This is a genomic window from Limosilactobacillus coleohominis, from assembly GCF_016901675.1.
Taxonomy (GTDB): domain Bacteria; phylum Bacillota; class Bacilli; order Lactobacillales; family Lactobacillaceae; genus Limosilactobacillus; species Limosilactobacillus intestinavium.
Map to the genome: position 1 here is coordinate 1 of NZ_JACJKU010000051.1, position 10801 is coordinate 10801.

Genomic DNA, 10801 nt, shown 5'->3' on the forward strand with positions numbered 1-10801 from the left:
GCCCATAAAGGTCCTTCTTTCTAATGGAATGTTGTGACGACACCATTAAAGACCTTTATGGGTTTTTCTGTCCACTAAAATGTTCAACTTAAATTTTACAATCTGCCATATTAAATAGAACGAGCAAAAAAGAATATTCACCTTTAAATGCATATATTCACTTATAATTATTAACTTAGTAATCGCTTTCAGCGTTATTTTTATTCAAAAAAAGACGAATAATTGCCAAAAAGACGTTTTTTTACGAATATATAACGACACTTATTAAAATCAGTCGTATAATAGTATTGAAGCATTTATAGACATTTTATTTTTATTTATAGAGGAGCGAAAAATAATGTCAAACAAAAAACAAATTGGCCTGGCCAGTTTGGTCCTGATGGTCTTTACGACCGTGTTCGGGTTTGCCAACGGACCAGTTGCCTACTACCAAATGGGTTATGCTTCCATTTTTTGGTATATTATTGCTGCGATCTTCTTCTTCCTGCCAGCTGCATTAATGATTGCTGAATATGGTTCAGCAATGCCAAATGCTGAAGGGGGAATTTTCTCCTGGTTGGAATTTTCCGTTAGCGAACGTTTTGCCTTTATTGGTACTTTCATTTGGTTAGCTAACTGGTTAATCTGGATGGTGTCCACTTCTTCTAAGATTTGGATTCCAATGTCTTCTTTGATTTTCGGATCAGACAAGACGACCACCTGGGCATTCTTTGGACTTACTTCAACCCAATTTGTTGGTATTTTAGCTATCTTATGGATGGTTGTATGTACATTTACTGCCAGCCACGGGGTTGATAAGATTCAAAAAGTTGGTTCACTTGGTGGAACAATGGTTTCTATCATGAGTGTCATCTTCGTTGTTGTTGCAATTGTTATTTGGATTGCACAAAAGGGTATGACCTTACAACCAATTCATGGTATTCGGAGTTTCTTCGTTTCACCAAACCCTAACTTCCAAAGCCCAATTGCTTTGCTTTCATTTGTTGTTTACGCTATCTTTGCTTATGGTGGGATTGAATCAGTTGGTACTTTGACTGACTCCATGAAAGATCCTGCTAAGACATTCCCTAAAGGGATGGTTATTTCCATGATCGTCATTACGATTCTTTACTCTTTGATGATCTTCTTCTGGGGTGTCTGCACAAACTGGCAACAAGTATTGAGTGGTAAGAATGTTACCTTAGGGAACATTACATATGTTCTGATGAACAATGCCGGTGTTGTTATGGGTGATGCTCTTGGCTTATCCCATGGTGCTTCATTGGCAATCGGTAGCTTCTTAACCCGGTTTGCTGGTTTAGGTATGTTCTGTGCTTACGTTGGTTCATTCTTTGTTATGGTTTACTCACCATTAAAGGCCTTAGTTCTTGGTTCTGACAAGCGCTTATGGCCTGCTAAGATGACTAAGCTTAACAAGTATGGGATGCCATCATTTGCTATGTGGGTTCAATTCTGGTTCATTGCTATCCTGATCTTCGCCATTTCCTTCGGTGGAGCAGGTGCACAAAAGTTCTACCAAATCTTGACCAACATGGCTAACGTTGCTTCATCAGCACCATACCTGTTCATCGTTGGAGCCTTCCCATTCTTTAAGAAGCGTACTGGAATTAAGCGTCCATTCGTATTCTTTAAGACTCAAGCTTCAGCAACTGCTGTTTCTATCTTTGTCTTCTGTGTTGTGGCCTTCGGTATTATCTTTACCTGCTTGAACCCAATTCTTGAAGGGGACTACCAAACAGCATTCTGGACAATCTTTGGTCCTGTATTCTTCGGGCTTGTTGCTTTGATCTTCTACAACCACGAAGCTAAGAAGCACCACGTTGAGAATACTAATATAATTAACAAAGATTAATAATTAAAAAATTGCTTCACAAAAAGCCTGGCCGATTTCGACCAGGCTTTTTAGTTTACTTCTTTGAAGGTAAGTTACGGATACTGCGAATATTTGCAATCGGAATGGAATAATTTTTTTGAGGATCGACTGCGTCGCTAAACTTAGCACGGCCGCGTTGCCAGTCAACTTTCATAAAAGATACTGTGATCGTTTCATAGTATCCTGAATTACTATGAAAATAGTTGATCTCCACTGAGCTTTGTCCATTCAAACGTTCTAGCGTTCCATGAATTTGAATAGACTGCTCTTTGCTAAGATATTGCTTGTTTTGATAACGTTCAGCAGTCTTATCAATTAATTGGTGGTATCCCGTCAGTGCAGAAAAGGGAGCAAATTGTCCTGCACGATCATGTCTGCTCATTGGCAGGTGAGCCTTTGAAACGTGGCGCGGAAGATCCATAATATCTTGATATCGTGATGTATCTGAAAACAAGTGGTTTTCAATGATTTCCTTTTCATGATCCATTAAATATGGTGACCCCCAATCTGATTATTACGTTCACGGGTAGTAGACTCAGGTAGTAAATCCGAGCCATGCATAATAACATTTTTATCACCCGTATTCTTCTGGAGTTGCAGAATTAATTGCTGAATCTTGTGATCCTGGTCACGCTTAGCTTGAGCGACCTTATCTTCATGAACAGCTTGATCAACATTAGAAAATAAGTCCGTTTGCTCATAGCGAGTTTGCTGTTCAGCAACTTTAACGGGCGTCAGGTGATGAGCAATTAACGTGAGTTTCCGAATAAGCAGATGCTGATTAACGGTCTTACTATAAAGCGCCTCATATAATTCACGCAGTTCTTGGGAGGAGTCAGTTAGCGTGCGTAACCTGTATTTTGCATGATCATGTTTAGGAGTTTTCCGACCATAAAAATCTTCACTAATTGGGCCGCTATAATTGTTGTCGTAGGTTAAACTGGCGACATCATAATCGATCATAATTCCCAATTCATCCGTCATCATCCCGCGCTTTACAAGGGTCAGCGCCAGGCTATCCGCCATTCCACCAACCACGACTTTAGCTTCCTTTGCTTTATATGGTCGCATTAACACCTGACCAGAATAAATGCCGTGCTCATCGTTAGTATATGACTTGATGTCTTGAATAGTTGCTGATTCGTACCCCCAAGCATGGTCAATTAGTAATTCTGCATTTTTTCCAAATTCTCGATAGAGAACTTCTTCGTTCATTGGATCAGATAATTTACCCAATGAGCATCTTGCAATATCGCCCATTGTTGATAGCCCTAATTTGTTCAGACGTTTAGCGTAACCTTTGCCTAATCGCCAAAAATCAGTCAGGGGAGTATGGGCCCATAGGTACTTTCGATACTGCATTTCATTCATTTGGGCAATTCTGACACCATCTTTATCACCAGGAATGCGCTTCGCCACAATGTCCATGGCGACTTTAGCCAGGTAGAGGTTAGTGCCGATTCCTGCAGTTGCGGTAATTCCAGTTTCTGCTTGAATTTGCTGAATAATGGTTTTTGCTAAATCATGCGCAGAAACGTCATGTTCATTGATATACTCGGTAACATCCATAAAGACCTCGTCAATTGAATAGACATGGATGTTTTGCGGCTTAATATATCGTAAGTAGATTTCATAGATTTTTGCTGAAACGTGCATGTAGTAGTCCATGCGGGGCTTAGCAATCTTAAAGGTCAATTTTAAATTGGGGGACTTTAACAGTTTACCCCGATAAATGGAAGAACGTTTAGAAAGATGATGGCAAGTAGCGTGTTTAGCACGTTCGCGATTGATCTCGTTTACTTTTTGGTAGACTTCAAATAGCCGTGGCCGTCCCGGAACGCCAAATTTTTTAAGAGCGGGGGAGACTGCTAAACAGATGGTCTTATCCGTACGGGATGAATCTGCTACAACAAGATTAGCATTGAGCGGGTTCAGGTGTTGGGCAACACATTCTGCAGAGGCATAGAAGGATTTTAAGTCAATCGCTAAAAATGTCTTCGAACTCATGCTGATCCTCCTTTGGCAAACGAATTAGTACTAATATTATACCGAATTTCTATAAATAGAACAAACGTTTGTTGCCACTATGAACTTGAAATTTACCACCAAATAGTTCAAACTTAAACTAATCAATAGTAAGTAGGAGGCTTATGATGAAAACAACGATTTTACTGTTTCACCCACATTTAGATCAATCACGTGTTAACAAGGCGCTTGCTAACGCTGCTAAAGAAGCAGGCTTTGAAGTTCGTGATATGTATGCTTTATATCCAGACTTTAAAATTAACGTGGAAAAAGAACGTGAAGTGTTAGAAAATACGGATCGAATCGTCTTCCAATTCCCCGTTTATTGGTATTCCAGTCCTGCTTTGGTTAAGCAATATGAAGATGATGTTTTCACTGGTAACTGGGCATATAATGGTGGAAAGGCCTTATTAGACCATGAATGGCTCTTAGCAGTCAGTCCCGGTGCTGATCAAGATGCTTACCAAAAGGATGGTCGTGTTCACTATACAATGCCGGACTTATTACGCCCATATCAAGCAACAAGCGTTTTAATTAAGACGAAGTTCATGACACCATTTATTAGCTACAATGCATCCAACATGAGTGATGATGAGCTAGCCAACCGTGCTCAAGAATATGTTCAATATTTAAAGCAACCTGAGTTACAACTCGCTGAACGGTATGGTCAAAGCCAAGCATAATAACTAAATAAAGCTCGCTTTATCGACGTTGATAAGGTGAGCTTTATTTAATACTAATTTTCCTGTGCTTGATGATGGGTGGCCACGCCATCAATAACTTTGTAGATCACAATAATAGCCAAAATAATTACTAATGCAATGGTAATTCGCTTGAGATCACCCTTGATAATGGCATCACCACCAAATGCATATAGAAATGAAGTTGGTAACATTCCTAAGGCTACCATCACAAGAAATCGTTTCTGGGTAACACCTAGTTGAACAACTGCATAATTAACTAATGCACTCGGAATGATCGGGATCATATAACCGAGGGTCAGTGCAATCAGCGGATGCTTAGCGTTCGTCATGTGTTTGAGAGATTTACTATTCTTAAACTTATCCGTAAGGCGGATATGGCTAATTAAACCTGCTACTAAGCAATTTCCGGTGATATTTCCAAACCAGTTAATCATTAATCCAACAATTGGACCATAACAGATCCCGGCAAAAATACAAATAACTGAATTAGAGAGCCCTGGGATAGCGTTCATCATTGCAATGATAATGACTAACATTCCCATATCACGATATGAATGAGCACGAATTAAATGCAATAATTTTGTTTGATTGGCATGATTGTAATGGAGAACCAGATTAAGTTCAGGTTTAAAGTCATGGTAAATAACTAACGCAGCCAAGATAATTAAAATTACTGCCACGATGATCAGCGGTGTTTTACTAATATAATGAGCATGCTTTTTAATTTTTTGCTTCATTTACTTTATTTCCTTTTCTGTACACTTACTAAATCATGATACAACCGAAATAAGGTCGCTCGCAACCGAGAATCATGGGCATAAAGATACGTTCCCAGGACACCACGTTTCATAATGACATTCAGTGCATTTAATAACATCCGCTCTTCAAGACGCTTGATTTCTTTAGGATCAGTCAAATCCGCGCGCTTTTTAAATGCTTCAACGTCCGTAAATTTATCAAGGTGGATTTGTAAGTGGTTATTAGCTGGATTTTGACTAAAAATCGGGCCGATTATAATTCCGGCATAGTTGAGATCAAAACCCTGACAAGTATAAATTGAACCAACCTCATTGATTGTTTCATGAATTTCAGCCCATGGCGTAACCGTGAAATTATATTGATCCCAAGGCATTTTGAAGCGACCTTCTTTGATGTAATGTTTACCGCCGTCCAGCGTTGAAGGATAGCCTGATGTAGATAAAATCCGTGAAAGGCCCACTTCTTTATTACGTTGCACAATTGCCTGACGCATCTCTTCTGCATCATCGTAAACCCGAAAATCGTAATTTTGGCGGCTATCCGCTGGTAATGGTTTGATTTCACCATCAGTCAAATCGTTCATCCACTGTATTAGGTCATCACTAGCAGTCATTCTAAATTGATGTTTCAAATGATATTCAGCATGTGGATACAGGCTGGTAATCTGACGTAGTCGTTCTGGAGTCCATAAACTCTTCATCCTTAGAACCTGGTATTGATCGAAGACGATGATAACGACCTTGGAACGTTTAATAATTTCAACTAACTGGTTATCATGATAGAAATTGTTGTAATGGTCTGGTTTAGATAGTAGAAGGTGTGCCTCGTCAATTACTGCCACGTCAATTGTTTGATTTGCTTTGTCGAGTTGGTTAATTAGGGAAGTAGGACGCATAAAATCCTTCTTTAGCAGGTGAGGCTGATCACCCGCAATTTGGCGGTAAACCTTGAGAATTTCTGGATGGTTAACCACAAACTTATTGGTAGTTTTATAGAGGGGGCTTTCAGGGTCAACGCGTGCAGCAGCTTGAATCTCATTAAATAAGTGCGAAAGGACCACACTCTTTCCTGTCCCGGCATCACCAAAAATGGTGAAAATTGCAGGCGTCGACTGCTCCTTAAGGTGGTTGGTGGTAAATTCTAGAACTTGGTGAACAAGTTGCTGTTGTTCAGATGTTAACGGTTTTAATGGCGATAATTTGTCAGTAGCTTCGTTATTATTCATAATTTCACTTTCCTAAAACATGATACATACCATGCTACTGGTGTTTGATGTGCTCGTCAAATGTTATAATAACTATAAATAGGGAGACATTAATCATGCGTAAAGATACTTATACTGATGAAGGGGTAATTACTTGGGTACTTGATCACTGTAAAATTCTTCATTTGGGATTAGCGGATGACCAGGGCGTTTCATATGTTGTACCGGTAAACTTTGGTTACCATGTGAAATCAAAAGGGAAATACACACTATATATTCATGGAACTGATGACGGTCAGAAGGCCCATGCACTTGATCAAGAAACGGTGATTGGTTTCGAAACCGATGGTGGACATGAAGAATTAACGTACACTCCACCTAAGGCTAGCGCGTTTGGACCATCTTATCGCAGTGTGATTGGCAAGGGGCAAGTGCACAAAATTCAAGACAATCAAGAAAAGCTGGAAGCACTCAAGGCAATTATTCACCACTATGTCAGAGATAATCCAGCAATTATCCATGCTAATGATTTGGAGCATGTGGCCGTATGGAAGATTGAAGTGCAAGATCTTTCTGCAAGAGTTCACCATCCAACACCTGAATGGCAACGTACTCTGGGAATTAAAGAGCAATTAACAGACGGTTATCGTTATGATAGCGACGGTAAAATTCTCGTGAGAACATTGGGCAGGGTGTTGAATAATCCGTCTGCTGATACGGGTGCCAGTGCTTCTGTTAATGACAATAAATAGTGTAGACGGTTTCAGATCAAAGCAAGATGTTGTAAAATAGAAGAAGTAATTTCACGATTTGATGAAGGAGTGGGGTAAATGAATCTGCATCCAGATTATCTGTTAAATGAAGTAGAAGAACCTCAGGATATAAAACACATGTCCTTGGATCAATTGCATGAATTGGCTGATGAAATGCGTCAGTTAATTTTGGAACGTGATGAAAAAATCGGTGGTCACGTGGGTCCTAACTTAGGCATTGTTGAAACCACGTTAGCCTATCATTACGTTTTTAATTCACCACATGATAAGGTGATTTGGGATGTTTCTCACCAATCATACCCGCACAAAATGTTGACTGGTCGTAAGCAGGGCTTCTTAGATCCTGACCATTATGAAGGCGTTTCAGGCTTTACTTCACCTGAAGAAAGTGATCACGATTTCTTCGAAGTTGGTCATACGTCAACTTCCATTGCTTTAGCAGTCGGTATGGCAGAAGCGCGCGACCTTAAAGATCCTAAGGGTAACGAAAATGTTGTAGCTGTGATTGGTGATGGTTCATTAAGCGGCGGTTTAGCATTTGAAGGGTTAAATAATGCTGCCAAGCTGCACTCCAATTTAATTATTGTGGTTAACGACAACAACATGTCGATTGATCATAATCAGGGTGGTTTTTACAAAGGACTGAAAGAACTCCGGGACACTGAAGGAAAATCTGCGAATAACATTTTTAAGTTCATGGGGCTAGATTACCGTTATGTTCCTGATGGTAATGATTTGGAAGCAATGATTAACGTCTTTAAATATGTGAAGGATATTGACCACCCAATTGTGCTTCATGTGCACACGCTGAAGGGTGCAGGATACCAGCCTGCCATTGATAACGAAATGGAATATCACTGGCGTGGACCATTCAATGGTCAGACTGGTGAAAGTACTACCCCAACTCCTAAAGAAAGTTACAGTGCTGCCGTCATTGATGAGCTCTTAAAGGAAGTTGATGATGGAGTAGACATTGCAGCAATTAACGCCGCTATTCCAGGAATGTTTGATTTGAAACGGTTTGAAAAAGCCCATCCAGACCGTTATTTCGATGTTGGCATTGCAGAACAAATGTCAGTTACATCAGCAGTTGCAATGGCTCAAGAAGGTGCCCGGCCAGTTGTATTTGAAAGCAGTACCTTCTTGCAACGGGCGTATGACCAATTAATTCATGATGTTGCGTTAAACGACGTTCCAATTGTCATGATTGTTCGTGGCGGAACCATCTCAAGTGAGTCCGCAACTCACCAAGGAACTTTTGATATTTCATACATTAGTTCATTGCCAAACATTGAATATTTGGTACCGACTAGCGTTGAAGAAATGATTTCAATGTTACGGTGGGCTATTAAGCAAACTGACACACCAGTAGTAATTCGTCAACCAGAACGGAAATTATTACACCGTCCGGCCACCCAACACGATTACAGTTCAATTGATTACGAAATCGCTCACCAAGGTAGTGAAGTAGCAATCTTTGCTGTTGGTGGTTTTTGGCAATTGGGTGAAGACGTTCGTCAAGAACTGAAGAAAAAGCTAAATATTGATGCAACGTTAATTAATCCAAAGTCTGTTACTAACATTGACCAGCGTGATCTTCATCATTTGCAAGAAGATCATGATATTGTGGTAACTTTAGAAGATGGTAATTTGTCTGGTGGTTTTGGTGAAACCATTGACCGTTACTACAGTGCTAGTGAGATGAAAGTCTTGAACTTTGGTGCTCCACGGGAATTTTCTGACAATGTGCCATATGATGTCTTAGCAGAATGGTATCATTTAACGCCAGAATTAATCGTTGATGATGTTGAAAAAGTTGTACACCAAATTTAAATAATAAAATAAATAGCTGGATGAGATCCAATCTTGGAATTCATCCAGCTTTTTGAATATAAGTGCGGCATTAACTGACAATCGTTTCTGCCGTTTTTTTTTAGTTCTACCGAGCCTGATTTAAAATATTGGCCTGAGCTGACTCTAATTCGTCCGCGTTTAAATTCATATAACGTGAAACCATCCGCGGATCTAAATGCGCATCATCAATTAAGAAGTCATGGATAGCCAATGAATCGATTCCAGCATGACGGAGGTGTTGAATAACCATTGCAGTCGCAAATTCATCCGTCTTAGAAGCTGATAGAACTGCTGGAGCCGCTTCAATTACTCCTTGCAAATAACCAAGCATAAATGTTCGATTCATTAAAATCATCTCCTTACAAATAAAGCCAGCCGGCGAATCATGTACGCTCCACCGAAAGATAACAACCATGTGCCAATCCATAAAACCAGCACCGTTTGATAAGGATGAACTAAATTATATTTGGATAACTGGCCATAACGCCAAATTAATTGTTCCCAGAAAACGTTACTTAGATAAGCACGATAGGCAAGGTCTGCTAAAATATGGAACCATCGTTGAACAGTATAGAAATGATGGAACTGATTGTTTAGTGATAATGTTGCTACCAATCCAATTACCATTAGATTGTAAATTGTCATGGATGGTTTGTAATAAGTGGCATTGTATAAATTAACCGGCCACCCGAAGTTCCGCAGTTCATGGTTAGTTTGAACAAACATAATTGCAAATAACACTAAGACGATTGGCCAATACCGCAGTAACCAGTGGTTGAATTGCCGACGATAGTTCCAGGCGAGTACGCCACCAACCGCATAGATGATAAAACTAATAAAGAACCGGTCTAACAGATACCAATTTCTTTGTTCAGGGCCGTGAAAAACAAACGTATCATAAAAGGCTAACCAATTAAAATAAATCAAAATGGTGATTACTAAGGTCAATCGTCCTTTCCAAGGAGTATGTCCTAACCATTTATGGAGTAGCCAAAATAGTGGCATCAAAATTGCAAATTGCAACATCATCGTATTGTACCAGAGGTGCGGTGCCGCATTACCATTAATAAATTGCCAACAGAACTGACCGGGATTGTCAAAAGGGTGATCCAGTTGCAGGCCTGGCATGAATACTAAATAAACCAATGTCCAAAGAATCGTCGGAATAAATAATGATTGGAATATATTGCGATAATATGCTCGTTTATCAAAATACCCTAAAATGCTGTGTTGCCGCATATTTGTATACAAAATGCCAAAAATAAACGCGGGAGCTGTGTATTTAATTAGGTTGTAAACACTACCCAAATTAGTTTGAATGTGGGGTGGTTGCCCGTGAATAACCAGACTAAGAATTGGTTGTCCCATGACTGCAGTACAGGCAAACACTTTTAAATAATCCCCAATGTCGGCATGTGCATGCTGACTAGCTTGGATATTCAAAATCATCGCCATTCTTTCTTAACAAAGCTTATAAGTATAGTTTAATCCTTTTTGAAGATGGCAGATTGTAAAATTTAAGTTGAACATTTTAGTGGACAGAAAAACCCATAAAGGTCTTTAATGGTGTCGTCACAACATTCCATTAGAAAGAAGGACCTTTATGGGC

10 protein-coding genes are annotated in these 10801 nt (G+C 39.6%); 4 read left to right on the plus strand and 6 right to left on the minus strand.

Going from position 1 to position 10801, the window contains the following annotated elements:
• Positions 1–337: 337 nt before the first annotated feature.
• Positions 338–1852: a glutamate/gamma-aminobutyrate family transporter YjeM gene (gene yjeM, locus H5975_RS05655; RefSeq protein WP_204785235.1), complete on the plus strand. Its 1515-nt coding sequence runs from the start codon at positions 338–340 to the stop codon at positions 1850–1852.
• 55 nt (positions 1853–1907) lie between these two features.
• On the opposite strand, the gene H5975_RS05660 is transcribed toward yjeM, so the two are convergent.
• Entirely contained in the window at positions 1908–2360 is a 453-nt protein-coding gene (locus H5975_RS05660) for a hypothetical protein (protein WP_204785236.1), read from the minus strand.
• Positions 2360–3880 carry a LytTR family transcriptional regulator gene (locus H5975_RS05665; RefSeq protein WP_204785237.1) on the minus strand — a complete coding sequence of 507 codons (1521 nt, stop codon included), beginning with the start codon at positions 3878–3880 and terminating at the stop codon, positions 2360–2362. The genes H5975_RS05660 and H5975_RS05665 overlap by 1 nt, the downstream gene beginning before the upstream one ends.
• 143 nt (positions 3881–4023) lie before the next feature.
• Here H5975_RS05665 and H5975_RS05670 point away from each other — a divergent pair, with 143 nt between their 5' ends.
• Positions 4024–4581 carry an NAD(P)H-dependent oxidoreductase gene (locus tag H5975_RS05670; protein ID WP_239473157.1) on the plus strand — a complete coding sequence of 186 codons (558 nt, stop codon included), beginning with the start codon at positions 4024–4026 and terminating at the stop codon, positions 4579–4581.
• A gap of 53 nt (positions 4582–4634) precedes the next feature.
• Here H5975_RS05670 and H5975_RS05675 read toward each other — a convergent pair whose 3' ends face one another.
• Both H5975_RS05675 and H5975_RS05680 read right to left on the minus strand, forming a co-directional pair.
• Entirely contained in the window at positions 4635–5339 is a 705-nt protein-coding gene (locus tag H5975_RS05675; RefSeq protein WP_204785238.1) for a TVP38/TMEM64 family protein, read from the minus strand.
• Positions 5340–5344: 5 nt separating this feature from the next.
• Positions 5345–6586 carry a DUF2075 domain-containing protein gene (locus H5975_RS05680; RefSeq protein WP_204785239.1) on the minus strand — a complete coding sequence of 414 codons (1242 nt, stop codon included), beginning with the start codon at positions 6584–6586 and terminating at the stop codon, positions 5345–5347.
• A 95-nt stretch (positions 6587–6681) separates the two neighbouring features.
• Between H5975_RS05680 and H5975_RS05685 the strand changes: the two genes are divergently transcribed.
• Together H5975_RS05685 and H5975_RS05690 are read left to right on the plus strand one after the other, a co-directional pair.
• Entirely contained in the window at positions 6682–7317 is a 636-nt protein-coding gene (locus H5975_RS05685) for a pyridoxamine 5'-phosphate oxidase family protein (RefSeq protein ID WP_204785240.1), read from the plus strand.
• A 78-nt stretch (positions 7318–7395) separates the two neighbouring features.
• Positions 7396–9171, plus strand: a complete 1776-nt coding sequence (locus H5975_RS05690; RefSeq protein ID WP_204785241.1) for a 1-deoxy-D-xylulose-5-phosphate synthase — start codon at positions 7396–7398, stop codon at positions 9169–9171.
• Positions 9172–9277: 106 nt separating this feature from the next.
• Here H5975_RS05690 and H5975_RS05695 read toward each other — a convergent pair whose 3' ends face one another.
• Positions 9278–9538: a hypothetical protein gene (locus H5975_RS05695; RefSeq protein ID WP_204785242.1), complete on the minus strand. Its 261-nt coding sequence runs from the start codon at positions 9536–9538 to the stop codon at positions 9278–9280.
• Positions 9539–9543: 5 nt separating this feature from the next.
• Entirely contained in the window at positions 9544–10638 is a 1095-nt protein-coding gene (locus tag H5975_RS05700; protein ID WP_428832684.1) for an acyltransferase family protein, read from the minus strand.
• Positions 10639–10801 lie beyond the last annotated feature (163 nt).

Excerpts from the sequence above, each read along its gene's own strand:
- yjeM (WP_204785235.1), top strand. The coding sequence starts at position 338 with ATGTCAAACAAAAAACAAATTGGCCTGGCCAGTTTGGTCCTGATGGTC.
- H5975_RS05660 (WP_204785236.1), bottom strand. The coding sequence starts at position 2,360 with ATGGATCATGAAAAGGAAATCATTGAAAACCACTTGTTTTCAGATACA.
- H5975_RS05665 (WP_204785237.1), bottom strand. The coding sequence starts at position 3,880 with ATGAGTTCGAAGACATTTTTAGCGATTGACTTAAAATCCTTCTATGCC.
- H5975_RS05670 (WP_239473157.1), top strand. The coding sequence starts at position 4,024 with ATGATGAAAACAACGATTTTACTGTTTCACCCACATTTAGATCAATCA.
- H5975_RS05675 (WP_204785238.1), bottom strand. The coding sequence starts at position 5,339 with ATGAAGCAAAAAATTAAAAAGCATGCTCATTATATTAGTAAAACACCG.
- H5975_RS05680 (WP_204785239.1), bottom strand. The coding sequence starts at position 6,586 with ATGAATAATAACGAAGCTACTGACAAATTATCGCCATTAAAACCGTTA.
- H5975_RS05685 (WP_204785240.1), top strand. The coding sequence starts at position 6,682 with ATGCGTAAAGATACTTATACTGATGAAGGGGTAATTACTTGGGTACTT.
- H5975_RS05690 (WP_204785241.1), top strand. The coding sequence starts at position 7,396 with ATGAATCTGCATCCAGATTATCTGTTAAATGAAGTAGAAGAACCTCAG.
- H5975_RS05695 (WP_204785242.1), bottom strand. The coding sequence starts at position 9,538 with ATGAATCGAACATTTATGCTTGGTTATTTGCAAGGAGTAATTGAAGCG.